Source organism: Neptuniibacter sp. QD29_5 (assembly GCF_047778125.1).
In the GTDB taxonomy this organism is placed as follows: domain Bacteria; phylum Pseudomonadota; class Gammaproteobacteria; order Pseudomonadales; family Balneatricaceae; genus Neptuniibacter.
Genome location: NZ_CP180556.1, coordinates 2,786,526 through 2,812,511, shown reverse-complemented (window position 1 = coordinate 2,812,511; position 25,986 = coordinate 2,786,526). Strand labels below are relative to the sequence as shown.

Sequence of the window (25,986 nt, the reverse complement as noted above, 5' to 3'; positions counted from 1 at the left end):
AAAATGCAGAAGCACGCTTATCCGTGCTTCTGCTTGAATTTGCTCGAATAAACTATTTTAGAAAAGAAACTTTCCGCCACTAGCAACAACCACTGTTGCCAAACCTAAAGTTAGATTAACCGCGACAATCTTTCTGATCTTATTTAACTGTTCACCGGCATCGGGCCAACGGTTTTCTTTTACCGCCAGACTCAATTTTTTATATGGACTGAAATACAGATGTCCGAATATTGCCATCATGGTATAACCGCTCAGTAGCATAATGTGGACATGCATACCAATGCCCTTAAACCCACCATAGATTGCAATCATGCTATGACCACTGATGATCAAAAGCAGAATTGCTGCCCATACCCAAGTAAAAAATCGAGCAAATACTTGCTGCCAGAGTGCTAACCGAGCAGGAGGTTCGAGTTGCTGAGCTGCAACTGGGCGTAAACATACATAAGCGAAAAACATACCGCCTACCCAAATAACTGCAGCTAAAAGATGGAGGGATAATGCGATATACATAGACTTCCTCACTGCGGGAATTACTTCCCTGAATTTTAAATAAGATTAACGTTTAATCGCTTTTAAAATGACAAATTTCTTATTGTTAGCGATAGTCTCACAATTTTTAAAAATCTTTTTGAGTGCTACATGATAGCCAAGATGACGATTTCCTATTACCCATAACTCACCACCTGGCCGTAAGGCTTTATGAGATTCCCGGAACATCTGCTGAGCAATAAAATCTCCGACCACATTTTGCTGGTGGAAAGGTGGATTGTTTAACACCAAATCACAACTATTCTTCTGAATGCCGGCTAGGCAATCGGTTGCTTGGAAAGTCGCGTTTCGACTGTCGCCAAAGGCCTCTCTGAAATTAGCCTCGGCAGAGGCGACCGCCATAAACGATTCATCCACAAAGTGAACAGATGCCGACGGATTCTTTTCTGCAGCAATTAAACCTACAACGCCATTGCCACAACCAAGATCGATTATATCTTCGAATGTATCGGTATCGGGCAGATGTTGAAGGAAAAAGCGGGTGCCTATATCCAAACTATCACGGGAAAATACACCTGCATGGTTGATGATCTTATGCTGCGTGTTCTCCAATATATAATCGGACGGGTAGGGCGATTCTAATTGCGGTCGATTCAGATCGATCTCTGGAAAGATCAGTCTTGCTTTCTTCTTTGCCAACGAGGTTTTTGTAGGGCCTAAATATTTTTCGAACAGCTTTAGCGTTGAGGTATGAATGGATTTAACCATTCCGCCGCCGATTACTTTGGTCTCTGATGTTAACAAAGGACGCAAGCGGATCAGTTGGTCTTCCAGCATTGCTAAGCTTTTTGGAATTTTAATCAGCACGAGGTCAAATTTTTCAGCGGGATAAGCCAAACTGTTACATAGGGTTATAGCTTTTGCATCAATATCGTTATCCGCAGCATTGTTTTGAATACCGGCATGAGCCAACCACGAATCACTGACCACTGTTGGCGCTTGGCCATTTAGTGCGATTGATAAACCGCCAAATTGATCGTTAAGAATCAAGATACGTTTTGGATTTACAAGGATCTCTTCCGGATCAATCTGATTTAACAGGTACTCATCAGCAGCGTCCCACGCACGTAGTTGTTCGTTTTTACGACGAGGATAACGAGAAAGAGAGAATTGACCGAAAGGGGTTTCGAAGATATTCATACGGGCCCAAAACTGATTCGAAAATAACAGGCCGCAGTTTATCACAAGGGATGATTTAGAATGTAGCGTTGGTAGGGCGTTTGGAATTGAAAGAAACCCAGGTAAACATACCTGGGTTTAATAACTTTAAGTGGATTTTACTTAGTGAAAGCAAGGTTGAAGCTAACAGGTACAGCGAAAGAGATAGATGGTAGTTTTGCGATCTCTTTAAGTGCAGTTACCCCAGAATCTAGTGCAAAATCCGCAGCGTTAATAGTGATTGGCTGAGCTGTGCTAACCAATACTTTGTTGTCAGCTAGCTTAACGACATTTACTTGAGCAGTAATCTCTTTTTCAACTCCGTGAAGGCTTAATTTGCCGGTGATAGTCTGCGGCTGAATGGAACCAACGGCTTGTTTCTCAATTTGCTTTACATCTACTTGAGCCGTGAAGTTGGCCTGAGCAAATTTGCCTGTTTCGAACAGCATATTTTGCATACGCTCGTCACGGATCTCGATACCTGTAGTTACAGATGCAAGGTCAAGAGTTAGCGTTGCTTTGCCTGCAGCATCGATGCCGCCGCTAAACTGTTTAAAACTATGGTTTTCTAAAATTTTAGCTTTCTTGATGGATGAGAAACTGAAGTCAGAATCTTGTTGGCTTAGCGTCCAGTCAGCTGAAGCAACAGTGCTGAAAAGAGCAAGTGATGCGATGGCTACTAATTTTTTCATGGGTAAATGTCCTTATTTTTTTGTAGTGATGGGTTTGGATTTTAAACAGTCGTTTACTTTTGTCTAGAGCGGATTTGTTAAGGAACAAAGAAATACATCTATCCCTCTGATATTCAATGATTATAGTTTTCGTTTCTTGATAACTTTTAAGGCTGGCAGAAATTAAAGTGTATATACCTTAGATATTCTTAAGATGTACGTTGGGGTAAGGGGATAATTGCTGTATTCTTGCAGTCAGTTGACGATTTAGAGTTGAAAAATGATGAAGTCAAAAAAGAAATCTAAGGCTAAAAAGAAAAATAGCCAGTTAGTTATTCGCATTAACGATGTAGAACGCGATGATTTTGTCGCGTTATGTGAAGAACTAGATACGAGTGCTGCACGTGAAGTCCGTCGTTTTATTCGTGGCTTTCTTGCTGAGCATGAACAAGCCGAAGAGGAATAATCCTTTTACCTAAGATTGTCCTCTCTTCACCAGAAAAGCGTTTAATATTTCTAATTGATTGCTTTCCGATACCTCACGCTTAATTTATCTAAGCCATTTCAGTTCTTTCCCATCAGTATTAAGATGAATACTTCCTCCCAACTTTACTAAAGGAGATTGTGATGTTTGGGTTTGAAATTACCGCTGCGGTAGTGGTTGTTCTCGCATTAATTTTTATCTTTTCTGGGGTTAAGATGGTTCCTCAGGGGTATAACTGGACAACAGAACGTTTTGGCCGTTTTACCAAAACTCTGACACCAGGTTTGAATCTGATTATTCCTTTTGTTGATCAGATTGGCGCTAAGCAAAACATGATGGAGCAAGTACTGGACGTACCGCCTCAAGAAGTGATCAGTTCTGACAACGCGCAAGTAACAACAGATGCGGTTTGTTTCTATCAGGTGTTGGATGCATCTAAAGCGAGTTACGAAGTCAACGATCTTTATCGCGCGATGCAGAATTTGGTAATGACTAATATCCGTGCGGTTTTAGGTTCGATGGAACTGGACGAGATGTTATCTAACCGAGATAACATCAATAGCCAATTGTTAAGCAAAGTTGATGAAGCGACTGACCCATGGGGCGTTAAAGTTACCCGTGTGGAAATTCGCGATATCTCACCTCCGGCTGATCTTGTTGAAGCGATGGCAAACCAGATGAAAGCTGAGCGTGAAAAGCGTGCTGCGATTTTAACGGCTGAAGGTGAAAGAGAAGCTGCGATTAAAGTTGCCGAAGGTGAAAAACAAGCCGCCATTTTGACTGCAGAAGGTGAGAAAGAGGCTGCGTTTAGAGAAGCGGAAGCACGAGAGCGTTTGGCAATGGCTGAAGCGCGTGCAACCAAAGTGGTTTCGGAAGCAATATCACAAGGTAATCCACAAGCTCTGAACTATTTTGTCGCTCAAAAATATACTGAAGCTCTGCAAAATATTGGTGCAGGCGAAAATGCTAAAGTCGTGATGATGCCTCTAGAAGCAAGCAGTGTTATTGGCTCCGTTGCTGGTATCAGCGAGCTGTTAAAAGAAACTAAGATAGGTTCTTAAATGTTAGAACTACTCGAATCAATTACTTACTGGCATTGGATTATTCTGGCGTTGGTGCTTTTAGGCGGTGAAGCCTTAGGCGCTGCCGGATTTATGATCGGTGTGTCTATATCTGCTTTTGCCGTTGCTGCTTTAATGGCGATTGGTGTGCTAAATGATTGGCAGCATCAATTCCTATTGTTTGCGCTCTTTTCCGTTATTGCTTCGGTTATTTTCTGGAAGTTCTTCCGTTGCCAAAACAATGATGATGAAGCAGGGATCATCAATGATCGAGCGGCTCAATTGATTGGACGAAAACTGACATTGGCAGATGACGTTGAAAATGGCTTAGGCCGCATTCAGGTCGGAGATACTTTTTGGAAGGTTGCTGCTGAAGATGATTTGGAAGCGGGAACTAAAGTAGAAGTTTATGCCAGCGAAGGCATGACGTTACTGATCCGTAAACTGTAATTGATATCTAGCGGGACCGGTTAAACTGGTCCCGTTTTATTATGACTGCTCTGAAATATATTAATCACTACCCCGAGTCTCTAAAGCAACAAGCACTCACTATGTTGCAAGAGGAAACGTTGGGGCCTCTTCTACAGAAAAAATATCCAGATTCTCATTCGATTCAAAGCAATAAAGCGCTTTATGAATATACGATGGATCTGAAAAATCGCTATATGCGAAAATCGGCACCTGTCAGTAAAGTTCAATACAGTGATAAAGTTGCAGCAGTGAATGCATTAGGTACGCATAGTCGTGTATCTCGCATTCAGGGAAATAAACTGAAATCGAAAAAAGAGATCCTGATTGATACGCGATTCAAACAATTGCCTGAAGCTTTTTTAAGGATGATTGTTGTTCATGAATTAGCTCACCTGAAAGAACTGGATCATAACAAAGCGTACTATCAGCTATGTCAGCATATGGAAGCTGATTATCACCAACTAGAGTTAGACCTGAGGCTATATCTTACTTGGCAGGGGTATTCGGGGTGATGCTTTATGGTGTGCCGCTGGCTAGATATTTGAGTCTAGTAGTATGTTTGTAAAGTTAAAGGTCGGATTCAGATAAGGATTATTGATTTTTCTCTGAATGATTTGTGGCGTATAAAACTTGAATTACATCTCCCATCTCCCCGGCATTTAGCTATCAATAACCTTTCAATTAATAGACCTTCTAAACTTCGTTTTGGGTAGCTTTTTATACTTTGGCACTGAAATTATTTTAGATCATAAAATTCAGATGCTTTCCGCTTTCACTCTCGGTAATATTGCGCCTTCAAACGGGGTGGGGCGTTATTGTGGACGAAAAATTATGGATTTATTTTGCGAGTGGAGTAGCTGTTTTTATGCTGCTTTTGGTCGTGATTATTCGTGCCAAAAAATCTAAAGCGCCAGATACCTCTCTTTCACATACAGAGCGTATGTTTACATCGGTTTTAGAAAAAGCTGTCGGTGGACAATACCAAGTGCACTGTAAAGTGCCGATGCCTGAAGTGTTAGAAGCATTGCCTGAAAAATCGGATAGGGCAAAACGAAAAGCATTGAAAAAGATTCGCCATCGTCAGTTTGATTACATTGTTTCAGATCCCTCGAACAACCGTGTAGTGTGCGCTGTCGAGTTGGATGACCATGCTTACGATAAGAAGCAGTTTAAGAAACAAGATCTTTTCCTAGAAGAGATCTGTCATGATGTTAATCTCCCTCTTCTTCGAGTTGCGCCCCAGAATGGTTATAACCTAGTTGAAATCATTGAACGGTTTGAAAGAACCATTGCGCCTGTTGACTATGCTAAAAATCAACAAGGTCGATTAAATCTTCGTATGGTTGATGCACTAAATACTCTCTGATCTGCAGATGGTGTGTTCCATAATCGCTGCCTAGTTTATAAATCCCTCTCATTTTCTCTTAGTTTTCTTGAATTTTGCTAACTGGCAGTCTCTCCATAGCTTACTAAACTTAAAAGAAGCGTCGGGACTTATAGTGTTTGTACTTTAAGCAAAAGAAGCTTGCTCCTGAGTAGTCAGTTTGGTGGCACGGATTTTTAGCCAACTGTAGTTGCACTGCCTGATATCTGTTTATCACTTGATAATGACAAGGTGGGGTGGTTATGAAAACGCCATTAAAACTTCTCTGTGTGGCTATAGGTTGCTCTTTAGCGGCCAGTTTTGCTGTAGCAGGGATTGAGTTTCGACCGGGAGAGGTCGTTGTGAAAGGTGAGGTTTCTGCATCTGAAGGGTACGAAGTTCTTAAGTACCTTCCCAATGCAGATTTAACCATCCTTAAAGTGTCCCCCGGCAAAGAATTAACACAAACCTTAGCGTTAAGAAGCAAAGGGCGCAAAGCCAGTCGAAACTATATTGCTCGAAAGTTCGCGCCTAATGACCCTTTCTACGGTTATCAATGGCATTTTGGCGCTGTTCAGGCTGAACAAGCGTGGGCACATTATGATGGTGCTGGTGTGAATGTTGCCGTATTAGATACAGGTTTACAGTCAGGTGGTCCTGACGGAATAGACTGTGTTTTACCAGGGTACAATGCAATTGATGGCAGTGCCAATGTAGCAGATGGCGATGGGCACGGTACTCATGTTAGCGGTACAGTAGCTCAAAGCACTGATAATGGTGTTGGTGTAGCAGGGCTAGCTCATGGCGCTTGTATTCTTCCGGTAAAAGTCTTGGACGATAGTGGCTCCGGTACGGATGCTGATATTGCAGAAGGTATCGCTTGGGCTATTAATAACGGTGCTCAAGTTATTAATATGAGTCTTGGCTATCCTGCAGGGTATGCACTGGAGCAATTTGTTAATTATCCATCCTATTCAACCCTGACTAATTCCGATACCAGTGTGACGATAGTAGTGGCATCTGGCAATGATAGTTCTACAGACGGGATAAGTTACCCAGCTAGTCATCCAGAAACCTTAGCTGTTGGGGCGACGGATGTTGATGGTATTGCTCCCTACTCAAATCAAGGCCCAAAATTAGACATAGTCGCTCCGGGTGGTAATACATCTCAAAACCTCCACATTCCAAATGACAGTTATGGTGATGGAGTTGTACAAGAAACTTACATTTGGTCTCAAGGGCAAAGTAGTTGGGGGTATTATCTTTTTCAGGGTACCTCCATGGCAGCCCCTCACGCAGCTGCAGCTGCAGCTATCCTTTTATCAAAAGATGGGAGTTTGAATCGCTATCAGGTTCAGGCTGCGCTTGAAGCAAGTGCTGCGGATTTAGGTGACTCAGGTTGGGATAGTGTTTTTGGCCACGGCCTTATTCAAGTGTATGACGCATTAGGAGCTATTGAGGCTGGAGATAATGAACCGATTGATGATGAGCCGACAGAAACAAAACCTGGTTCCCCTGAAAACTTCTCTGCAAGCTTCGATGCTAATGCAGGTGTTGTTGAACTAACATGGAGTGCTCCATCGCAAGGTACTGTAACCAGTTATGCGATTGAGCGTAGTAAACAGAATAAGCGAGGTAAACTCGGTGGTTTCAGTACAGTAGCAACTCCTATTGGAACTGAAACGTCATACTCAGATGAAGGCTTGGATAGTGGCACTTATGTATATCGAATCCTAGCTAGAAACAGCGCTGGAGCATCTGCATGGGTGTTGAGTAATTCCGTTGAAGTGACTACTTCAGGCGGTGGATCTGGAGGATCTGATGGCGAGTGTAAAGGCGGTTGGAGAAAATGTGGTGGTTGATTCCTCCGTGATAAAAAAGCCTGCATTAGCAGGCTTTTTTATGGGAGTATCAATTGCTACAGCCACCAGGTAGTTGATCGCAGACATCATCATAAGGGTAGAATCGTACTTGGATATTATATGAACCGTTATTGTCTATTCCCCAGACATATTCTACGAAATCAGCAATATTAAATACCCATTCGTTCTCCCAGCTTTTGCAAGTGCCAACAGTAGGGGCATCGACTACGAGTTTGTTAGGGTCGCTCCACTGTTCAAAGTAACCGATCGCGGGAACGGCTCCGCTGGCTATATCTGCTTCTATCATCGCCGTACATGCATCGAATTGATCAGAGGTTGTGAGAAGGCCATAGATATTATTAGCTTTGTCATAGCAATAGGCGTTAACTGCACAGCCTTGAATTGTAGTTGTCCCAGATAACATGACAGTTGAGAAGATATTAGCTGTAACGTCGGCCCAATCATCTTCACCATTTTCACCTACATCCACAGTAGTTATGCCGTCGCCGTTGTCATCTGGGTCGTCCCAGAACCAATCCTCTATAGGAAGCCAGTAGTCGGTTGAGCCATCGTTATCAGAATCAACGGGGGTCCCTTCTTCATCAGCTCCTATAATAAAATCGTCATCTGCTGGTGTGATTTGCCCGCAAAAATATCTTTGGTCACCGGGTGAGATGTAACAGACTGAACCCGTAAAAGTGAAAGCACTACTGATATCTTGGGCTGGTTTTACGCCTTTACCTCCGGGGCCTTTAGTTTTAGTACCGTCTTTTTCACGTTCTAGATTAAAGTTATTCCATTCACCGTCTTTTGTGACGAAGCCTAAAGCTAGTAGGTCATTGCCTTGGTCATCGCTGACAAAACCAAAATTGTTGGTAAACATGGTTCCGGTTACGCATTCACCAGCTTCATTAACATTATTACAAGGTTTGCCTGTAACACGGGCAAATACTGCATAGCCATGGTCGTAGGGAGGTAGGGTAACAATTGCTCCATCGGCTCCATCGTTATCTGGAAACGATTCGGTACACCAATCTGTGACTTTTAAGTCAGGAATTCCGTCGCCATCTAAATCAGAAGTTGGTGCTGACTTGTTTTTGCCTCCTTTAGTGTTACCAGATTGAATCGCAACACTCGTATCTGCATCGGTATTAGCGTCGTATCGAGGAATAAAAACTACATTTTGGGATGGATCTTCATGGCAATAAAATTGCGTATTCGAATCATCTGTTACTAGAATGCAGTCTTCAATATTGGGATCACATGGGATGAAACCTAAATCATCTGTTTGGCAACGATAGTCTGCCTCACTAGGACAATTGAATACACCGGGTGCCTGAGTTTTTTTACCCAGTAGATTTAAATTGAAATGAAAGCCTGCGGGGAAGCCATTACCTTTTAAGTTTTTTTCCAGAATGTGCGTCTGTAGATAGACCTAGTAACAAAATGGAAACTAAACAGCAAAGGATAAGCGCTCCGAGGGATTTTACTTGAGTGGGATACATAAACTATGCCCCCGAATAAAGTATGTAACTCCACCTTACCAAATTTATGCTATATCCATCTAACTACGTTTAACTGTAGCCTCGAATAAAAGCAGTGAATTGGATTTTTTTGCACCCAAAACTTAATTCTGAATATTTATATTCAGGATGGTTAATGTAACGGGGTGTATCTTAATAATGGCTCAGATCATAAAGCTCTTCAGGTGCGCAGCTAATTTCACCGTGCTGCTTATTTTTCATTAAGTTTTGGAATTGTTTCCGTTTCAGGTGAATTAAGTTTTGATGATCGCCGGCTTCAATGTAGATATCCTCAGCTTCAGCCAATTGGTCATCCCAAATCACATCGAGACCATAAGCTTGCCCTATAGCTGGGATAGCACCTTCTTCACAATCACCAAATATACGCTTTATTTCAGCTTCTTTTGCTAATCTGGCTGGAGAGCCGGTAATTGCAGCCAATTGGGGTAGCATAACTTTGTTCATCGCAGGAACGGCAGCAAGGGTGAACCTGTTTTTCTGATGAATGACAACCGCTTTGGCCATCTGTGTTACCGGTATTGAAGCCCTATGCGCACTATCGAGAGAAGTAAAAGAGTAGTCGTGTTTGATTGTGTCATAACTGCAGCCCTGATTTTCTAAAAAACTACAGAGTGTGGCTGATACGGACATGCTTATTCCTCCCATAAGAGACTTCGTTGTATAAGTTTAGTTGCCGATTATGGGAACGCTATAGGAAATTGCATTTTTGAATGGGCTGAAATAAACTCCATTCGTAAATGTAATTGATTACTATTTAATCGAGTAGTAACTATGGCTAACGGTATTGCTTCAACGGCGAAGATCTTAATTATTGAAGATGATCGCACGTTGAATAATCAGATCACCTCGCTCCTGGAAGAGCAGGGGTACGAAACTGATCAGCGTTTCGAAGGACGTCAGGGATTGGTTTCCGCATTAAGTAAAACCTATGACCTCATCTTGTTGGATGTACTTTTGCCAGGATTAGATGGCTTTTCACTTTTAAGTAAATTGAGACAAAAGCGCGAAACTCCGGTGATGATGCTGACTGCATGTGGTGCAGAGGAAGAGCGAATTACGGGATACAGTAATGGTGCGGATGACTACTTAGCAAAACCTTTCAATATCACTGAACTCTTACTACGTATCGAAGCCATTTTACGTCGTACGCGATACTTGGTAGAAAGCCAGATCGAACAAGATACTATTCAAACCCCTTTCTTCCACTTAGACCGAAAGCAGAATCGAGTCTATCAGAAGGATTTTGAGGTAATCCTCACACCAATCGAATTTAAAGTGCTATGGGCATTGGTGAAACAAAGTGGTGAAGTTCATAGTAAACCACATCTTTACCAGTCTGTTCTTAACAAAGAATACAGTCGCTACGACCGCAGTTTAGATATGCACGTGAGTCGAATAAGGCGCAAGCTTTCTCAGCAAAGTATTGATGTTTCAGCTTTGGAAACGGTACATGGTGAAGGGTACTGCTTTAAATGAAACGGCGTTTGTTTTGGAAACTTTTCGCTATTCTAGTAGCAGGTACCGTTGCTTTATACGGAGTGATCGATTGGCTTGCAAATCATACCGAGCAACGTATGAGCCTAATCGCTGAAAAACACCAGCTAGAGATGAAGTCTTGGGCAGCTGAAGCCGAGGAAATCTATAAAACAGGTGAAATGCAGTTGCTTGATCAATGGATCGAGGATCTGGAAAAGCGTGAGGATACCTGGGTTGCAATTGCTGGATCGGATTTAACCTTGCTGGCCGGTAACTACATGGATGATTATTACACCGGTAGTTTACGGCTTGGTCGAAATGTTGAATATATGATTCATCTTTACTATGCCTATAACCCCATTATGGAACTGCCTTTTGTTGACGGTCATACCCATTTTTTGATCCGTTTGCCGCAACGTATGAGGCCGGGTGGATTTTTAAAACCAGCACAATTGTTGTTACAGATCGCACTGCCTTTTGTGGTTTTAGCGCTGGTGTGCTTGATGCTTTACCGACACTTAGTAACACCTATTCAGAAATTGGAAAAAGCGACTAGGCAGTTCAATGAAGGGAATTATGATGCTCGTGTGAGTCAATCACTGGGAGCACGTAATGATGAGTTAGCTTCATTAGCCCGAACTTTCGATATCATGGCGGAACATACGGGCGGATTGATCGTTACTCAAAGACAGCTAATTGCTGACCTTTCCCATGAGCTACGTACACCCATTACACGTATAGAAATGGCGCTTAGCAGTATCAGTGAAAAGAACTGCCCCGAAAATATCGAGCGTATTCAGCGTGAAGTCGCGCAAATGCGTGAAATGACCGAAGATGCTTTGACGCTTGCGTGGATGGATACCGAGAAGCCTCAGATCAAAGGTGAATATCTTGATCTGGTGGACCTGCTAGATAGCATTATCGATGACGCCCGTTTCGAATATCCCGATCGTAAGCTCGTTAGTAGTATGCCTGAGAGCGCGCCACTTGATTCCTCTAGTCACCGAATTCTTGGGCAGTCGATAGAGAATGTTATTCGCAATGCTCTACGGTATACACCTCAGGGTGGAGAGGTCAGTATTCAACTAAGTATTCAGGATGATGAGTACTTACTTACAGTCTGTGATCAAGGACCGGGTGTTCCTAAGGAATCGCTCGAAAAAATCTTTCAGCCATTCTATCGAGTTGAAAAATCACGAGGTAGCGATTCGGGTGGATTTGGGCTTGGATTGGCATTAGCTAAAAGGCAGGTAGAAGCGGTGTCAGGCTCAATCAAAGCGTCAAATTTGGCCTGCGGTGGTTTACAGGTAAGAATAATATTACCGGTATAAGAGGGAGTTGGATAAGATAAATTCAACTCGCTGTGTTTCTTCTTTAGCTGATCATTGTGGAGGGAATCTTAGTTTTCTCTGAACTCCGGATTCCTCCATATAGAACCTGATTTTTTCCCTCTCTGCACCTATAGATAACCTAGGCCTCCAATTGTTAAGCCCTTTATCTAGTGGCTAAAAAACTCGCTTTGATTGAGATATTTTCCCCTAACAAAATCATCAGTAAGTAACAAATGTAAACGTTGTGACAATTATTTTACAGTTATTGATAATGGCTCGTAATTGTAAATGGTTATTATTTGTTGTGTTTGTGACGCGCAAAATTTTGGCTATGTTCACTCTCAGCTTTAGTTTGATAAGTTTAATGTAGGTAGGAATTACATGATTTCACAGAAAAACAAAAGACGAGCTTCATTGTCTTTACTGGTTGGTTATGCGGTATCCAGCCAAATTGCTGCTGCTCAAGAAGATACAGAGAAAAGCTATGAGCGCTTGGACAAAATTAAAGTAGAGGGTGTGGCTTCGGACGTTGGTGAAACTCGTATTGGCCTGGAAGAACTGCAGCGTCTAAATCCGAATGACCTTCAAGATGTGTTTAGAAATACACCAAGTGTGGAAGTGGGGAGCTCTATTGCTGCGTCACAAAAGGTATATGTCAACGGTGTAGAAGAGACAAACTTAGCTGTGACCATTGATGGTGCCCGTCAAAATAACAAATTATTTCACCATTCAGCTACGAACATCATCGATCCTGAACTGTTAAAAGCTGTGAGTGTCGATGCCGGTGTTGCACCTGCTGATGCTGGTCCTGGAGCGTTGGGTGGCTCACTGGTCTATGAAACCAAAGATGTTTCCGACTTATTGGAAGATGGTGACAATTTCGGTGGTTCTGTTGGCCTTGAGTACAACACTAACGGTGAAACATTCGATAGAAATGTCGCGTTATATGGCCGCTCGGGTGGATTTGAAATACTCGGTTACGTAAAGAGCGCATCTGGTGACGATTTCGAGGATGGAAATGGTGATGATGTTATTGGCTCAGAAACAGCGATGAAATCAGGCTTATTGAAAGTCGGTTATCTGCATGAAAGTGGTTACCGTACAAAGCTATCCTACGAAAAAGTAGAAGATGATGGACATCGTCCAGAAAGAGCTAACTTTAATCGAGGCTTCTTGTCGGAGAACAACGAACTAAAGCGCGAAACGCTTGTGTTTGCTATTAAAAACGAAGCACCTAAAGGTTTGATTAACCCTTATGTAAAAATTGCTCACTCAGAAACTGAATTGGTCTGGGTTAATAGCAGCTACCCGACTTCAGGTGAGTATGAAAGTATAAATGGCGTTTTGGCTAATGAATTTGTACTGGAAGACGGTACTGTAGATGCCGGTATTGATTTTTACGACGATACAACTAAGGGTATTTTCCCGACTTTTAATGAATTTCCAGTAGAAAAAGCAAAGAACATTGGTGTATTTGCGCAAGCTCGACTATCGCTCAGTGAGCGGGCTCGAATCTCCTTCGGTGCTCGTTACGATGATCATGAACTTGAAGGTGTTGATGGCTCTAAACATGATAATAGTGGGTTATCCAGTAATATTACTGGTGAATATGATCTGACTGAGTTTGTAACTGCGAGTGCTGGATACTCACATGTATTTGGTGGCGTGCAATTAACAGAACCGTATATAGCAAATGCGGCTTGGGATTATTCAGCAGGTCTAAAGGAGTCCAAAGCCGATAACGGATTTCTTGGTATGAATTTTAATGCTGAAGGTTTAAGTCCATCACTTGCCGGCTTAACTATAGGCGCGAAAATCTTTAAAACGGATATCAGTGATATCCGAGATGAAGAATATGGCGGTGGTCCAGATATTTACAGTGATGTTGAGTCTGATGGATTCGAAATTAATACTCGATATGAATGGCAGTCTGGCTTTGTTCGACTGAGTTATATTGATGTTGATACTGAAATTAATGGCATTGAAGGCTCAACAAGCGCTTATTATATTGGTACTCCACTTGGCAAATCGTTAAAAGCTGATTTTGTCCAGTCAATTGATAGTACCAATATCAACTTTGGTGCAGACGTACATCACTACTTCTCGATGGATGGGCATGATGGCACATCTCCTGTCGATGGGGCTTTTCCTAGCTATACAGTAGCTAATTCATTTGTTGCTTACACTCCGCAAGCATTGAACAACCTGACGTTACGTCTATCAGTGAATAATATTTTCGATGAAACTTATGCTGATCGTTCAACCTATGGACATGAGTTCGGATCAGATACTACTTTGAATGAGCCTGGTCGCTCGGTTGTGTTAGGTGCCAAGTTTAAATTCTGATGATCATATATCAGTGCGGGCTTAATCTTGTAGGAGGCCTGTCGAGAACTGTTTTACGCTTCTAGGACTGACGTCCATCCCTTCTAAGGAAACGTAATCAGACCCCGCCAGCTGAGCTGGTGGGGTTTTTTTAATTACTTTCCTAAAGCTAACCATAAACCAACTAAAACCATTAGGCTTCCGGCGATGCGATTCATAAGGCGAACGTTGTTGCGTTCCATTAAAAGGTGCTTGAGTAGTTTACCGCCGCTGGCGTAGATAAGCAGGCAGATGAATTCAAGTAAAAGAATCAAAGCAACTAGTATGGCTAATTGCGGCGCCATAGGTAGATCTGCATCAATAAAGGGAGGTAAGAGGGTGACAAAAAATGCCCAGCCCTTTGGATTTGCAACGGCAGTAAGAAAGCCATTTGTTGCTAGCTGTAATCCTGAAACTTCTTGTTTTTGCTCACCAGGCTCGGTAATGACTAGCTTGCCTCTAGAGCAAAACATCTCATAACCTAGCCAACAAAGGTAAGCACCACCGCCCCACTTTAGAATAGTGAACACTTCTGGGTAGTTCAGCATTATTGCCGCGACCCCTAAAGCTGCAGACGCGGCAACCAAACCAACACCAATTAACTCTCCCCACATCATATGTAAGCTACGTTTGACGCCAATAGAGATACCTAGACTCAATGCCAAGGTCATACACATTCCGGGTGTAATGGAGACAAAAAAGAAGGTCGGAATAAACAGGGATAAAAGAGTGAGTGACATCAGAAAAACACTACCTTTTGTTATGGACAAATTTAATATAGCGAGGAGTTTATGCTGTGCAAAATCAATTAGTAAGAAAAATAATTTTTATGGTGTAAAAAACAACCAGTTTTTTACACCCCCGTAACAATGGGCTTTGAGAGGGATACGCAGAATTAACTCACAGATTTATCCACAGCTTGCGTGGATGGATTTTTTTACTGCTAGGTCTTGACTGGCTAATTTTTATACAGGCTTTTTGAGCAAGAAAAAATTTTACAAAAATGTTGATATTACTGAGCGGTTTGATCTTTATTCTACAAGGTTGAAATATGATCAATTCTCTATAGGCTAGTAATCATGGGATTTATGAAGGATGTCCATAATTAGTTAACAAGCTTATCCACAGTTTGTGGGGAGAAGGTTGAAATGGATTATTTCTACAATAATAGGCTTGTTATTGAAGGTTTGTTCACAAGCGTATTGGGCGTATTATGTAAGTCCCTACTCTCTTTTTTCCCTTTGTCGCTCAAGGTTATCCAAAGGCTAGAAAAGCTAGAAATGGGTTGTTCTTTTCTAGAAAGATACGAGTTTTACTTGAGGCTTATCTGTATAGAAAGGCGGTGCTTATCAAGGGCGTTAAAAAGTGTTACTTTTGCGCGCCCTTTTTCTGAAGAAGTAAGATCGAAAGCATGATTGCTGGTTTTGATTACGGTAGTTCAAATTGCGCCATGGGCGTTCTGCAAACGGATAAGAGTGTGCAGTTATTGTCACTTTATCAGAAACAGAAATATGTACCTTCTACTCTATATGCACTCTCTCGCGAATTAATCTGTGAGGGTGTTGCGCGTCAAATTAGTAATCCTAAAATTCGCGATACTTACCTTAAAGAACGCAGCCTCCAATTGAGACAGGCTTCAGCGTCTCGTTTATCTCTTGGAGTGTTATCTGAAGAGCAGACTCTCTTTATTGGCGAGGAAGCGATAGAGCAATATATCGATCTGCCAGAAGAGGGCTATTTTGTTAAATCTCCAAAATCCTTTTTAGGCGCGAGTGGCTTACAAACACAGCATTTGGCATTTTTTGAAGATGTCGTCACAGCCATGATGTTCCAGATAAAGCAGGCGGCTGAAAAATCACTGGGTGATTCCATTACCCAAACCGTTATAGGGCGTCCGGTTAACTTCCAAGGCAGTGGTGGCGAAGAGGCTAATCAGCAAGCTTGTCGTATATTGAAATGTGCTGCAGCAAGGGCTGGTTTTGTCGACGTTGAGCTTCTGTATGAGCCTTTAGCAGCCGGAATTGATTTTGAAGCGGGGTTAGAGGAAGACAAAGTCGTTTTAGTTGTCGATGTCGGTGGTGGTACCAGTGACTGTTCTATTGTCAAAATGGGCCCTAGCTATCGCGATAAGCCAGAACGTTCAGCTGACTTCCTTGGCCATAGCGGTGCTAGGGTAGGGGGAAATGACCTTGATATTCATCTAGCTTACTACGGGTTAACACCAGTCCTAGGTATGGGAGGGAAATTGAAAAATGGGCTACCTATTCCCTCTCAGTCATACTGGAATGCCGTATCTGTAAATGACATACCCTCGCAGGTCGAATTCAATAGCTTAGCTTCGATCGAAATGATGGAGCAAATGCAGCGTGATGCAGCGGAGCCTGAAAAAGTAGCACGTTTAATTCAGCTGCAAGAGCAGAAACAAAGCTATCAATTAGTACGCAGTGCCGAGCTAGCGAAGATCTCTTTGTCTGATCAGGAACAAGTTATTTCGGACCTAAGCTATCTTGATAAGGAATTGTCGCAGCCAATCAGTCGTGAGGTGTATGAGTCGGCAATAGAACGCCCGGTAGCGAAGATCGTGGATCTGATGAGTGAAGTAATAAAACAAGCGGGCTGCACACCTGAGCTGGTATATGTTACTGGTGGTACGACAAAATCGCCTGCTGTCCGACAGGCAATTGCATCTTTATTGGGTGATATAGACGTTGTCGACGGCGACCACTTTGGTAGCGTGACTGCTGGGCTAACGCGCTGGGCTGAAAAGCTCTACCGCTAAACCCATGCGATAAAGCATAATGGGTGTGGTTTATTCTGTGGTGTGTGCAATACCCAGTAATAATCCGCCTTCTTGCCAGAGAGTAACGGCCGTTCCTTGGTTGTTAATAATATTTTGAGTATCAACCTGTTCTAGGGTTAGGCCCTCTGGATATTCTGCTTGGTAGAAAGTGTAGGTCTGATTGTTCTCAATGTTTCGCACCTTCAATTGAGCGGCAAGTTCACCATTAATTGAGCAGTAGCTACCACCAATCAACTGCCACATATCCTTACCAAGTTTACTGGATGCTATCAGGTTGAAACTTAACCGCGTTAGCTGTTGCCCAAGCTCATCAATGGACGATGTGTATACGGATATTTCACTCGGTTGCTCGTGATGTCCCGCAATTTCATTAATGATGCTAGGGGCTGAGATAGGCATCGGCATCAAGCTGACAACCATAATTATGCTGGCTAAAGCCAATGTCGAAACCATTAATTGTGGCCGTTTAAACCAAGTTTTACATTGATCTAGCCAGCTGATGTTATTTATCGGTGCTTCAATATTGATATCCGATGGGTTGCTAAGTTCTTCTTGTATAGAGATTAGCTGAGCTAACTTATCTTCACTCAATGATTGATCTTGGTAGTGCGCTTTGAGAGCTGATTTTAAGTTTTTAGGCGCGGTTGATTTCATTGCATCACCTCCTTTAGATCCCATCGCTCTTCGGTTAACTCGTGTTGGACTCGCTTTTTTAATCGGTGCATTTTGGACAGCAAGGTACCTCGCGGCACTCCCTGTATCTCAGCTATTTCTGTCATGCTGTACTCTTCTATTGCCCATAGATAGAGTAATTCGCTTTCTTCTGCGCTTAGTAGCTTTAATAGCTGTTCAACATCACGTTGTTGGATAAATAAGTTTTCCAAAGAGTCTGATGATGCTTGGTTTATCTTTTCTACTGCATCAGGTAGATCGGTTAAAGAAAGTAGTTTGTTATCCCCGCGGCATTGATCAATAAACGCGTTACGAATGCTGCGTTTTATATAGGCTTCAGGTTCCTTTATTTGTGCAGAGTTATTGCGTAGAAATTTTTCTACGCACTGCTGGAGTAGGTCGTATGCCTGATCCTCGTTTCGAGTGAGGGATAAAGCATAGCGATAAAGTTGGTTGAGCCTATTTTTGTCTAGCATTTATAAGTTGTACCGTGGCTGCCCAAACATAAAATATGGGCAGCCTATCCAGATAATTATTGGCTAAGCCATTTGGAACACTAATTATCTGAAGAGTTTCATTCGGTAACGGTTTTTTTAACCTCCTAGTGAATTTTCAACGGATTTTTAAAGCGCATGATTAGATCGTTAAACGCAAAACGTTCACCTCCGCCGAAACGGATCAAAACAACACCGGCAGCAAGGAAAGCAAATTCACGTTTAAAGCTATTTAGGTTAGCGATTAGATTTTTATCAAAATTAAGCTTGTAGCCCATATACCAGAGCATAATAGCTACGGTTGCAGCGCCTGCTGTTCTAACCAATAACGGTGGTGCAAATAGAATAATAAGGCCTGCAAGTAACAGTAGAGGTTGCCACGTAGCAAAGGTAGGGACTTTTGCGAAAGCGCCAAAGCTGCCGCTGACTAAAAACATGATACCTATAGAGAGGCGCAGCAGTAAGCCTAGAGCTTCCCAGCTCATGCTGTAATCATGCTGATTATGTAAAAGATCGAGGCTATAACGGCCTGGACCTAGATTAAAAAGCACAAACATCATGCCGGAAAGCGCGATATCTCTGATCTGTACAAACATGGCCGGGGAGGTATAGGTTTTTACCGCAATCTCAGTGTCAGGCACCGTCATGACGGGTAATGAGAATACAAAGCTCCAAAGCAGGAAGGCATAAATAAGTGCCAGAGGTCTCACTAAAAAGCCAACGACTAAGGCGATACCAGAGATAAGCTCAAAAGCTGAAAGTGAGGTAAGAAAGAGAGATGGAGTTAATAGCTCGCCCAAGAAACCCGTAAACAGATATTGTTGAAAAAGCTCATTAATATAGCCTGTTGATCCCATGTAATTAGCAACGATGGCATCATGTTTAGTGCTGGAAAGTAACTGGCTGAGTTTAGATACGCCGCCAATAATAAAAAGAATACCGAGACCTAAGCGTAAATATAGAGCAGCTTCATCGTAGTCTTTTTGTCGATTGTGAGTAAGGGTATTGTTCATCTATATAAGCCTTGCAGATAAAAAAAATGCCCCGTTGAGCATTTCCAAGCTAAGCAACAAAACTGGGGTGCAATTATGTTATTTGCTTTGAAGTGACAGGTGCTCTTGGGGCGTTAAGGTGTAGCTGCCTTTAAAGACGCATCAGTAGGTATTTTGATTGCACGACTTTGAAAATTAATTATGAAAAAGATGAAAAAAAGGGAGGCTTTTCTGAATTAAAGTGTTGATTTAATGGACGATAACTGAAAGCTTAACTCACAAGGTTAAAAAACAAACAAACCGCTCTAAACCAGAATTTATAGGCTTTGTAGCGGTTGTCCAAAATTAATATACACGCTTATCCACAGAAAACTGGGGTAAGTTTTATTTTAGTAGATTATGTTATTCAACTGCGAATGGAGAGATTAATTTAAGAGCATTCCCTTCAAAATCTTCTTCGCGTAGCTGTTGTAGGGCTTGATCAAACTCTTGTTTTCGCAGCGCCCATCGTGAATTTGAAGAGAGTCCGACAAATAGATCGACCTTGTTCCCTGGTTTAAAAACTGCTTTATCTATTTGAGGCGTTAACCCGCGCGACGCAAGTTCATAATCTGCTTGGCAGTCGGTGCCGATAAAACTATCAATTCTTCCCTCTAGCAATAGGTTCGGCAATACAGCTTCTTGGGTCACACTTTTTTTATAGATATCCGTATCCTGATCGAATTCGGTGTAATAAGCAGAGCCACCAACCATGCCAATGGTCATTGCATGCATATCTCTATGTTTGCTGATGCGGCGAGACTTACCATGAGGTAGATACAGCTGTGTGCTGCAGCTGTAGTAATGAGGATAAGCGTAAGTGATATATTCAGCTCTTTCCTCACGCCATGCTAAGCCACTCATTGCATCGATCTGACCATTTTTCATCATCCGCAAGCAACGTTTCCATGGGCAGCGTAAGTAATGGACTTTAAAACCTATTCGCTCAGACAGCTTTTTCCATAACTCGTGGTCAATACCAGTTACGGTTTCAGGCGTCACGAAGCGGAAGGGGGGCCAAGAATCAGCGCCAACAACTAATGTCTCGACCTCAGCTTTGGCGCTATGAAAGCAAAATAGAGTTGTCAGCATGAGTGCGTAGATGAAAGGGCGTCGTAACAACGGAATACCTCAATTAAGGCAGCAGTAAAATACGTTTATCTCTTCACTATAGTCAAAGATGTATTGGATAGAGACGAATGACCGTGTGTTGAGAGGTAGACGTGTCCCACAGAACTTACTGATAGTTAAATAACTATAGAGATCTGAGCATAACAACGCTTTTTACGGATTTAAACTGACTAGGTTTGTAGGGATATAAACACTAGTTAGTGTAGAGCTGAGTTTCTCTTGATACCTTAGGAGCAGGGTTTCGTAGGTCCAGATTCTAATTCCTGTCTTGCTTGCGCTATTACACTAATGCCAGCGCTGGTGGCCAATAGGCCCATGATGCTCGCTACTAAAAGATCTGGCCATGCTTGCCCACTACCTAATACACCTGCAGCAGCGATCATCACTGCAACATTGCCAATGGCATCATTTCGACTGCAAAGCCATACAGAACGCATATCTGCATCGCCACTACGGAAGGTATAAAGCATGATGGCTACAGTTACATTCGCCACTAATGCTAGCAAGCCAATAATGCCCATAGTGACTGGTTCTGGAGTTTGGCCATTAAACGCATCCCATAGCACTTTTAGCAAAACAGCTATGCCAAACAGTAGCATAGTTGCCCCTTTGATCAGTGCGGCTCGGGATCGCCATAACATACCCATGGAAAGAACAGACAGTGAGATGACATAGTTTGCGGAATCGCCTAAAAAGTCGATCGCGTCAGCGAGTAGAGATGCTGAAGATGCATTCAAGCCAGCGATGATCTCGATAATAAACATACTGGCATTGATCAACAGGGCGATCCATAGGGCTTTTCGAAAGCGCCCATCTTCTAATGCACTTTTAGTATGGTTTGCATTACAGCAGCTACCGGCCATTGTTTTTTCCTCAAAACGACATCGTGTAAAAAAGTTCTAAGGTAATTAAAAAGCCTATAGCCACTATAGGGTCAAGGAAGTCTCGTAATCGCAATTTTAATGGCCGTGTAGACCGCTAATATGCGTGTCAGTGTCTGGTTCAGTATGGGGCTTCTCGGAGGAGAGCCCTTCAAGAATTCCGCAGTGTTCGATATCGCTCTCAGTCTCACAACGTTGGCGTAAACTGCGTAGATCTTGTTCTAAAGATGTGAGGGCTTGGATGCGTTTAACTACGTGCTCAATATGGCTATCAACTAGATCGTTAATATCATGGCAGCTTTCAGATGGTTGGTCCTTTAGGGCCAGCAATGTACGTATTTCATGAAGGCTCATATCTAAACTACGGCAGTTACGGATAAACAGAATGCGACTTAGATGCTGCTCGTTGTAGATCCGATAATTACCCTCAGAACGATAGGGAGCCGGAATTAAGCCTTCTTTCTCCCAGTAGCGAATGGTCTCTACCTGACATTCTGTGCGTTTTGCTAATTGGCCTATTTTCATAAAGATATCCTCAAACCCTAAAGTAATTATAGGCTTGTTCAGGTGGGTGGTGAAATGAATTATCTACTCGCTAGGTATTAGTCGTTTGCTGGCAGACTGAGTAGCGATGTTCCGTAGGGGTGGAATAGAGATAGCCTTGAATAAGGTCAACACCCGCCCAACGTACAAAATCAGATTGCAGCTGGGTTTCAACGCCTTCAGCTACGATGATGCAGCCTTTAGATGAGCACAGTTTAATGATTTGATGGTAAAAGCTGGCAGCCCAGAGATCTGTTGGTACGTCGTTTAGCAGTTTTAGATCGAGCTTGATAATGTCGAAGGGTGCTTGCAGTAGCCGTTGCAAATTGGAATAGCCCGCACCAAAGTCATCCATGGCGATACTAAACTCATGCTGCTTTAAAAAAGACACGCGACGGGACACGATCTCATCACTAATATCGTGCTCGCAAATTTCCAAGACTAAACGTTGTTTTTGTTTCTCATCCAAATCTAATAGAACGTCCTGCCACAGTTTTTTAAAGAGCTGGTCACTAGCGATCAGAGGCCCGGCAAGATTGATCCAAATGCTGGATTCATCTTCAAACTGTGTATCAAGCGTGTCTTTAATCTGCTGGCTGGTCATTCTCAATAGCAGTTCTGTATTTCGATATAGATAAGGGATCAGTTCTCGCATGGGGATTTTGGCCCCAGAATCTAAGAAGAACCCCCTGCACAGAACTTCTCTTCCGTAGCCATTATCTAACCCCGCAGTAAAAAGCTCCTGTGAATACCAAACCAGGTGAGCTTCGCGGCCACTATAGTTAAACAGCATAAGTCGCCTCATCAGTATCTAGGCAAGAATAGATAGAGTCTTCATCTTTTAAACGTTGGCTAATCTCCTGAAGGAAACTCTGAATGTTCAGGTTATTTTCCATATTGATCAGGCGATTACCTTTGGTCAGCTTTAGATGATGAATGTAGTCACTGGTGTTATGGCATGTCTGTTGGAGTTTCTTGTAGCTCTGAGTCAGAGCAAGTTTTTGCTGGGCGCTTAGCTCGCTACCTTGCAGTGTCGGCACTAGGAAGCAGGTTTCTAGATCGAGATGAATAACCACACCTTTGATCAACCTTTTCAGCGCTTTATCTAGTTGAAGTAAGTGACAAAAATCACGTGCCAGTAATCGTTGAATATTGGCGATCTCTTCTTCAAGTTGCTTGTGCTGTGTTAATAACACGGCACTCCACTGATTATTGTTTTGCCCTTTGAGTAAAGCATTAGCGATGGATTGATTGGCACTAGCTAGGCGCATATTGATGTTCTCCTGCCAGAATTTTCCCGTTTGTAACCTGTACTGATTAAGTAGATGAATAAGGATATTGGGCTACAAAAACATAAGATGTAAGAAAAATACATCTTATTTCGTTTTTTAAATCTATGTCAAATCTATTTTGATGTTCCGGCATGGAGATGCTTCTAAGATCGACATAGTTAATGGGGGAATTTGGTGAATAGGCGGTTCCTTAACTATTCTGAATTGAGTTACCCCATTTGTATTAACTGTGGTTATGTCTGATAAAACGCCATCCATAGAAGCATTACAGAAGCGGATCCAAGAGTTGGAAGATGAGAATGAGCTTCTGTCTGATTTTGCAGGCCTGTCTTCCGATTGGTTTTGGGAGCAGGATGCTTCGTTTAGGTTTGTGCGATTTTGGGGGATGTTGACCGAGAAACTGCAGCGTAAACAAAGCCTTTTTATCGGAAAGCGACGTTGGGAAATGCCTATCCAAGGCCTAACCGATAAAGAGTTACAGGTGCATATCAATTGCTACGAAAAACACCTGCCTTTCCGCGATTTTGAATATGAAGTACCAGGGAATGATGGCGTTGTTCAGCACTATTCGGTTAGTGGTAAGCCTGCTTATGACCGAGAAGGTAACTTTACCGGCTATCGAGGGGTCGGGCGTAACTTAACGCTTCTACATAATGCTCAGCAGGCAGTGAAAGCCAGCCAGCAACAACTGTCGCAGATACTACAAGGTAGCCCTATTGCCACCTTTGTTATTGATAAAGAGCACAAGGTGACCCATTGGAATAAAGCCTGTGAGGCGCTGACTGGTGTACCTGCGAGTGAAGCAATTGGGCGTGATGATAGTTGGCGAGGCTTCTATGCTGAATCAAGGCCAACTATGGCCGATCTTGTTGTGGATAATGCACCCGCTGAAAAGATACAGGGGTACTACGGATATAACTTTGCTGTATCGAGTTTGATAAACGGCGCCTGTGAAGCTGAGGATCTTTTCCCCAACATCGGCCCTTCTGGACATTGGCTCCACTTTAATGCCTCGCCGTTGCTAGATACTGACGGAAATACAGTAGGTGCCATCGAAACGCTTCAGGATATAACTGATCGTGTAAAAGCTGAGCAAGCTGAAAAAGATCATCACCTCAAATTAAAACGGGCTCACGAGGAGTTGCAATCAACACTGCAGCAGCTAGTTGAAGCTAAAAAGCTCGCTGGACTTGGGCGTTTAGTTTCTGGTGTAGCGCATGAACTGAACTCTCCTTTAGGGAATATTCTCTTAGGATTAACGACAGCACAAAATAATTTGGAAGAGTTACAACACTCTTTTGATAACAGCAGCCTGAGTCAGTCTCAACTCCGTGCATATTTGGAAACAGAAGCGGAATCGATTGCTTTGATGGATCACAATCTCAATCGAAGCATTAATCTGATTAATCGCTTTAAAGAGCTATCAAGTGATACCAAAACAAAAGTTACTCGAAGTTTCTCTCTTCATGGCATTGCTAAAGGGGTTTTTGGTGCTTATTTGCATCGTTGTAAACAGAGACATATCGAATTAGCTAATAACGTTCCTCCAGATCTGAGGATTTGTAGTAATGAAGAAGCACTCGAACAAATTTTAGTAAGTCTCATAGAGAACAGCCTGAACCACGCTCAGCTAGAGGAGGGCAGCCTAATTGAGCTTGCCGTGTTTAAGGGAAAATCCGGTGTTGAAATCGATTTTTCTGATAACGGTCAAGGCATGGATGAGAAGGTTAAAGAGCACGCCTTTGACCCATTTTTCTCATCCAAAATGGGACATGGTACGTCTGGGCTTGGCCTCTATAGAGTCTATAACCTCGTCTCGGTTGTCTTAGGTGGCAGCATCAGTTTGCACAATAATGAGCCAGGTTTGCTCGTTAAACTAACTTTGCCTGATCTGTCCTGTGAGTGAAAACTCTGTGGGCATAAGCAGTCTAGGAAAGCGTCTATACTTAAATTCGTTACTCACCCAATAAGAATAAATTGAGCTTATGCGTAACTGTAACTCCATCATTGTGAACATAAATTTCGCGCAGATAAAAGTCGCTTTATTGCGCTTAATGCTGATTTGGATTGTTTCGTTCTATAGCTATCAAGCCATTGCTCAGCCTGATTTGAAAGTTATTACTGAGGATTGGGCTCCATACAATTATGAAGAAAATGGCGAGCTGAGAGGGTTCTCAATAGAGATTGTTCAGGCAATTATGGATGAGTTGGGCGAAGAGTATCCTATTTCAATCTATCCAGGGGTCCGAGGCGATCGGATGTTGGAAACCTTACCTAATGTGATGTACTTCTCTTTGTTCCGAACACCGGAAAGAGAAGCTAAGTTCAAATGGATCGGCCCTATATCCCAAGAAGCGATCTACTTTTACAAACGCAAAGATAACACCAAAATTTACCGTACGATTGATGATGTTAAAAAGGCAAATAACATCACCGTTCCTTATAAAGGGCTGGTCGCAAATAAGGTAGATGAGCTAGGTATTACCAATGTAATAAAGCTTTCTGCCAGAGATCGTCAATTCAGCCTATTATTTTCAAATCGAGCCGAATTGGCTGTAAATATTAGCCCTCTAGGCGTTGTTTATTATTTAAAGCAGATAGATAAAGCAGCAGATGCTCTGGTTCCCACGCAGGTTAAATTACTGGAGTTTCCTCTCTATATTGCTTGCTCTAAAGAGATCCCAGATAGTGTGATCCAAAGGTGGCAGGCGGCTTTAGACAAAGTGAAAGCATCAGACAAATACGAACAAATTTACAGTAAATACCTAATGTAAAAGTTAACACTCTTCTTCTGAAAGGTTTGTC

General features: G+C 42.5%; 26 protein-coding genes. 12 read left to right on the top strand and 14 right to left on the bottom strand.

The window, feature by feature from the left end; translation table 11 throughout:
• Positions 1 to 57: 57 nt before the first annotated feature.
• The 3 genes from ACMXYR_RS13345 to ACMXYR_RS13335 form a co-directional block, all read right to left on the bottom strand.
• Entirely contained in the window at positions 58 to 513 is a 456-nt protein-coding gene (locus tag ACMXYR_RS13345) for a CopD family protein (RefSeq protein ID WP_415901969.1), read from the bottom strand.
• A gap of 45 nt (positions 514 to 558) precedes the next feature.
• Positions 559 to 1,692 carry a methyltransferase gene (locus ACMXYR_RS13340; protein ID WP_415901968.1) on the bottom strand — a complete coding sequence of 378 codons (1,134 nt, stop codon included), beginning with the start codon at positions 1,690 to 1,692 and terminating at the stop codon, positions 559 to 561.
• Between the two features lie 137 nt (positions 1,693 to 1,829).
• Positions 1,830 to 2,402 carry a YceI family protein gene (locus ACMXYR_RS13335; RefSeq protein ID WP_415901967.1) on the bottom strand — a complete coding sequence of 191 codons (573 nt, stop codon included), beginning with the start codon at positions 2,400 to 2,402 and terminating at the stop codon, positions 1,830 to 1,832.
• 262 nt (positions 2,403 to 2,664) lie between these two features.
• Between ACMXYR_RS13335 and ACMXYR_RS13330 the strand changes: the two genes are divergently transcribed.
• The 6 genes from ACMXYR_RS13330 to ACMXYR_RS13305 all read left to right on the top strand — a co-directional run bounded on the left by ACMXYR_RS13330 (position 2,665) and on the right by ACMXYR_RS13305 (position 7,622).
• Positions 2,665 to 2,847, top strand: coding sequence for a hypothetical protein (locus ACMXYR_RS13330; RefSeq protein ID WP_415884680.1), 183 nt, complete (start codon positions 2,665 to 2,667; stop codon positions 2,845 to 2,847).
• A gap of 161 nt (positions 2,848 to 3,008) precedes the next feature.
• Positions 3,009 to 3,926 (top strand): SPFH domain-containing protein, encoded by a 918-nt coding sequence (locus ACMXYR_RS13325; protein WP_415882319.1) that lies wholly within the window; start codon positions 3,009 to 3,011, stop codon positions 3,924 to 3,926.
• A complete protein-coding gene (locus tag ACMXYR_RS13320; RefSeq protein WP_415901966.1) occupies positions 3,927 to 4,376 on the top strand; it encodes an NfeD family protein in 450 nt (149 codons plus the stop codon).
• Between the two features lie 41 nt (positions 4,377 to 4,417).
• The gene (locus ACMXYR_RS13315) at positions 4,418 to 4,909 is read left to right on the top strand and encodes a YgjP-like metallopeptidase domain-containing protein (protein WP_415901965.1); all 492 of its coding nucleotides are present in this window, start codon (positions 4,418 to 4,420) and stop codon (positions 4,907 to 4,909) included.
• Between the two features lie 305 nt (positions 4,910 to 5,214).
• Entirely contained in the window at positions 5,215 to 5,763 is a 549-nt protein-coding gene (locus ACMXYR_RS13310; protein WP_415901964.1) for a DUF2726 domain-containing protein, read from the top strand.
• Positions 5,764 to 6,023: 260 nt separating this feature from the next.
• Positions 6,024 to 7,622: a S8 family serine peptidase gene (locus tag ACMXYR_RS13305; RefSeq protein ID WP_415901963.1), complete on the top strand. Its 1,599-nt coding sequence runs from the start codon at positions 6,024 to 6,026 to the stop codon at positions 7,620 to 7,622.
• A gap of 49 nt (positions 7,623 to 7,671) precedes the next feature.
• On the opposite strand, the gene ACMXYR_RS13300 is transcribed toward ACMXYR_RS13305, so the two are convergent.
• Positions 7,672 to 8,505 (bottom strand): hypothetical protein, encoded by an 834-nt coding sequence (locus tag ACMXYR_RS13300; RefSeq protein ID WP_415901962.1) that lies wholly within the window; start codon positions 8,503 to 8,505, stop codon positions 7,672 to 7,674.
• Positions 8,506 to 9,298: 793 nt separating this feature from the next.
• A complete protein-coding gene (locus tag ACMXYR_RS13295; protein ID WP_415901961.1) occupies positions 9,299 to 9,796 on the bottom strand; it encodes an aminoacyl-tRNA deacylase in 498 nt (165 codons plus the stop codon).
• A 141-nt stretch (positions 9,797 to 9,937) separates the two neighbouring features.
• Between ACMXYR_RS13295 and ACMXYR_RS13290 the strand changes: the two genes are divergently transcribed.
• From ACMXYR_RS13290 to ACMXYR_RS13280, 3 genes are all read left to right on the top strand, one after another.
• On the top strand, positions 9,938 to 10,642 hold the full coding sequence (locus ACMXYR_RS13290) for a response regulator transcription factor (protein ID WP_415901960.1): 705 nt from the start codon (positions 9,938 to 9,940) through the stop codon (positions 10,640 to 10,642).
• The gene (locus tag ACMXYR_RS13285; protein ID WP_415901959.1) at positions 10,639 to 11,973 is read left to right on the top strand and encodes a histidine kinase sensor domain-containing protein; all 1,335 of its coding nucleotides are present in this window, start codon (positions 10,639 to 10,641) and stop codon (positions 11,971 to 11,973) included. Before ACMXYR_RS13290 ends, ACMXYR_RS13285 begins: the two co-directional genes overlap by 4 nt.
• A gap of 381 nt (positions 11,974 to 12,354) precedes the next feature.
• A complete protein-coding gene (locus tag ACMXYR_RS13280) occupies positions 12,355 to 14,319 on the top strand; it encodes a TonB-dependent receptor domain-containing protein (protein ID WP_415901958.1) in 1,965 nt (654 codons plus the stop codon).
• A 134-nt stretch (positions 14,320 to 14,453) separates the two neighbouring features.
• Here the strand turns inward: ACMXYR_RS13280 and ACMXYR_RS13275 are convergent, their stop codons facing one another.
• On the bottom strand, positions 14,454 to 15,077 hold the full coding sequence (locus ACMXYR_RS13275) for a LysE family translocator (protein WP_415892432.1): 624 nt from the start codon (positions 15,075 to 15,077) through the stop codon (positions 14,454 to 14,456).
• A gap of 671 nt (positions 15,078 to 15,748) precedes the next feature.
• Between ACMXYR_RS13275 and yegD the strand changes: the two genes are divergently transcribed.
• Complete coding sequence (yegD, locus tag ACMXYR_RS13270; protein ID WP_415901957.1) at positions 15,749 to 17,116, top strand: molecular chaperone; 1,368 nt, start codon at positions 15,749 to 15,751, stop codon at positions 17,114 to 17,116.
• A 30-nt stretch (positions 17,117 to 17,146) separates the two neighbouring features.
• Here the strand turns inward: yegD and ACMXYR_RS13265 are convergent, their stop codons facing one another.
• From ACMXYR_RS13265 to ACMXYR_RS13230, 8 genes are all read right to left on the bottom strand, one after another.
• The gene (locus ACMXYR_RS13265) at positions 17,147 to 17,791 is read right to left on the bottom strand and encodes a hypothetical protein (protein WP_415901956.1); all 645 of its coding nucleotides are present in this window, start codon (positions 17,789 to 17,791) and stop codon (positions 17,147 to 17,149) included.
• Positions 17,788 to 18,285 (bottom strand): RNA polymerase sigma factor, encoded by a 498-nt coding sequence (locus ACMXYR_RS13260; RefSeq protein WP_415899117.1) that lies wholly within the window; start codon positions 18,283 to 18,285, stop codon positions 17,788 to 17,790. The genes ACMXYR_RS13265 and ACMXYR_RS13260 overlap by 4 nt, the downstream gene beginning before the upstream one ends.
• A gap of 125 nt (positions 18,286 to 18,410) precedes the next feature.
• Positions 18,411 to 19,316: a DoxX family protein gene (locus tag ACMXYR_RS13255; RefSeq protein WP_415899116.1), complete on the bottom strand. Its 906-nt coding sequence runs from the start codon at positions 19,314 to 19,316 to the stop codon at positions 18,411 to 18,413.
• Between the two features lie 381 nt (positions 19,317 to 19,697).
• Positions 19,698 to 20,456, bottom strand: a complete 759-nt coding sequence (locus ACMXYR_RS13250) for a substrate-binding periplasmic protein (protein WP_415901955.1) — start codon at positions 20,454 to 20,456, stop codon at positions 19,698 to 19,700.
• 236 nt (positions 20,457 to 20,692) lie between these two features.
• Positions 20,693 to 21,328 (bottom strand): cation transporter, encoded by a 636-nt coding sequence (locus tag ACMXYR_RS13245; RefSeq protein WP_415901954.1) that lies wholly within the window; start codon positions 21,326 to 21,328, stop codon positions 20,693 to 20,695.
• 96 nt (positions 21,329 to 21,424) lie between these two features.
• The gene (cadR, locus tag ACMXYR_RS13240; RefSeq protein WP_415901953.1) at positions 21,425 to 21,871 is read right to left on the bottom strand and encodes a Cd(II)/Pb(II)-responsive transcriptional regulator; all 447 of its coding nucleotides are present in this window, start codon (positions 21,869 to 21,871) and stop codon (positions 21,425 to 21,427) included.
• Between the two features lie 70 nt (positions 21,872 to 21,941).
• On the bottom strand, positions 21,942 to 22,544 hold the full coding sequence (locus ACMXYR_RS13235; RefSeq protein ID WP_415901952.1) for an EAL domain-containing protein: 603 nt from the start codon (positions 22,542 to 22,544) through the stop codon (positions 21,942 to 21,944).
• A 127-nt stretch (positions 22,545 to 22,671) separates the two neighbouring features.
• Complete coding sequence (locus ACMXYR_RS13230; RefSeq protein WP_415892419.1) at positions 22,672 to 23,160, bottom strand: hypothetical protein; 489 nt, start codon at positions 23,158 to 23,160, stop codon at positions 22,672 to 22,674.
• A gap of 256 nt (positions 23,161 to 23,416) precedes the next feature.
• On the opposite strand from ACMXYR_RS13230, the gene ACMXYR_RS13225 reads away from it, so the two are divergent.
• Both ACMXYR_RS13225 and ACMXYR_RS13220 read left to right on the top strand, forming a co-directional pair.
• A complete protein-coding gene (locus tag ACMXYR_RS13225; protein WP_415901951.1) occupies positions 23,417 to 25,087 on the top strand; it encodes a PAS domain S-box protein in 1,671 nt (556 codons plus the stop codon).
• A 79-nt stretch (positions 25,088 to 25,166) separates the two neighbouring features.
• Complete coding sequence (locus ACMXYR_RS13220) at positions 25,167 to 25,955, top strand: substrate-binding periplasmic protein (protein ID WP_415901950.1); 789 nt, start codon at positions 25,167 to 25,169, stop codon at positions 25,953 to 25,955.
• The last annotated feature ends 31 nt before the right edge of the window (positions 25,956 to 25,986 follow it).

Coding starts and splice junctions, on each gene's coding strand:
- ACMXYR_RS13345 (WP_415901969.1), bottom strand. CDS start 513: ATGTATATCGCATTATCCCTCCATCTTTTAGCTGCAGTTATTTGGGTA.
- ACMXYR_RS13340 (WP_415901968.1), bottom strand. CDS start 1,692: ATGAATATCTTCGAAACCCCTTTCGGTCAATTCTCTCTTTCTCGTTAT.
- ACMXYR_RS13335 (WP_415901967.1), bottom strand. CDS start 2,402: ATGAAAAAATTAGTAGCCATCGCATCACTTGCTCTTTTCAGCACTGTT.
- ACMXYR_RS13330 (WP_415884680.1), top strand. CDS start 2,665: ATGAAGTCAAAAAAGAAATCTAAGGCTAAAAAGAAAAATAGCCAGTTA.
- ACMXYR_RS13325 (WP_415882319.1), top strand. CDS start 3,009: ATGTTTGGGTTTGAAATTACCGCTGCGGTAGTGGTTGTTCTCGCATTA.
- ACMXYR_RS13320 (WP_415901966.1), top strand. CDS start 3,927: ATGTTAGAACTACTCGAATCAATTACTTACTGGCATTGGATTATTCTG.
- ACMXYR_RS13315 (WP_415901965.1), top strand. CDS start 4,418: ATGACTGCTCTGAAATATATTAATCACTACCCCGAGTCTCTAAAGCAA.
- ACMXYR_RS13305 (WP_415901963.1), top strand. CDS start 6,024: ATGAAAACGCCATTAAAACTTCTCTGTGTGGCTATAGGTTGCTCTTTA.
- ACMXYR_RS13300 (WP_415901962.1), bottom strand. CDS start 8,505: ATGTTTACCAACAATTTTGGTTTTGTCAGCGATGACCAAGGCAATGAC.
- ACMXYR_RS13295 (WP_415901961.1), bottom strand. CDS start 9,796: ATGTCCGTATCAGCCACACTCTGTAGTTTTTTAGAAAATCAGGGCTGC.
- ACMXYR_RS13290 (WP_415901960.1), top strand. CDS start 9,938: ATGGCTAACGGTATTGCTTCAACGGCGAAGATCTTAATTATTGAAGAT.
- ACMXYR_RS13285 (WP_415901959.1), top strand. CDS start 10,639: ATGAAACGGCGTTTGTTTTGGAAACTTTTCGCTATTCTAGTAGCAGGT.
- ACMXYR_RS13280 (WP_415901958.1), top strand. CDS start 12,355: ATGATTTCACAGAAAAACAAAAGACGAGCTTCATTGTCTTTACTGGTT.
- ACMXYR_RS13275 (WP_415892432.1), bottom strand. CDS start 15,077: ATGTCACTCACTCTTTTATCCCTGTTTATTCCGACCTTCTTTTTTGTC.
- yegD (WP_415901957.1), top strand. CDS start 15,749: ATGATTGCTGGTTTTGATTACGGTAGTTCAAATTGCGCCATGGGCGTT.
- ACMXYR_RS13265 (WP_415901956.1), bottom strand. CDS start 17,791: ATGAAATCAACCGCGCCTAAAAACTTAAAATCAGCTCTCAAAGCGCAC.
- ACMXYR_RS13260 (WP_415899117.1), bottom strand. CDS start 18,285: ATGCTAGACAAAAATAGGCTCAACCAACTTTATCGCTATGCTTTATCC.
- ACMXYR_RS13255 (WP_415899116.1), bottom strand. CDS start 19,316: ATGAACAATACCCTTACTCACAATCGACAAAAAGACTACGATGAAGCT.
- ACMXYR_RS13245 (WP_415901954.1), bottom strand. CDS start 21,328: ATGGCCGGTAGCTGCTGTAATGCAAACCATACTAAAAGTGCATTAGAA.
- cadR (WP_415901953.1), bottom strand. CDS start 21,871: ATGAAAATAGGCCAATTAGCAAAACGCACAGAATGTCAGGTAGAGACC.
- ACMXYR_RS13235 (WP_415901952.1), bottom strand. CDS start 22,544: ATGCGAGAACTGATCCCTTATCTATATCGAAATACAGAACTGCTATTG.
- ACMXYR_RS13230 (WP_415892419.1), bottom strand. CDS start 23,160: ATGCGCCTAGCTAGTGCCAATCAATCCATCGCTAATGCTTTACTCAAA.
- ACMXYR_RS13225 (WP_415901951.1), top strand. CDS start 23,417: ATGTCTGATAAAACGCCATCCATAGAAGCATTACAGAAGCGGATCCAA.
- ACMXYR_RS13220 (WP_415901950.1), top strand. CDS start 25,167: ATGCGTAACTGTAACTCCATCATTGTGAACATAAATTTCGCGCAGATA.